At 47.8% G+C, this 207-nt stretch carries 1 rRNA gene; it reads left to right on the top strand.

The annotated features are described in order from the left end of the window. Positions 1-207 (top strand): 16S ribosomal RNA (locus BTW08_RS18505); the annotation flags it as partial.

The raw sequence follows: 207 nt of genomic DNA on the forward strand, positions 1-207 counted from the left end.
CGGCTATTTAAGTCAGTGGTGAAAGACTCCGGCTCAACCGGAGCAGTGCCATTGATACTGGATAGCTTGAGTATTGGAGGGGTACATGGAATTGATGGTGTAGCGGTGAAATGCATAGATACCATAAGGAACACCGATAGCGAAGGCATTGTACTGGCCAATAACTGACGCTGATGCACGAAAGCATGGGTAGCGAACAGGATTAGA

It is taken from the genome of Salinicola sp. MH3R3-1 (assembly GCF_001937155.1).
GTDB classification, from domain to species: Bacteria; Pseudomonadota; Gammaproteobacteria; order Pseudomonadales; family Halomonadaceae; genus Salinicola; species Salinicola halophyticus.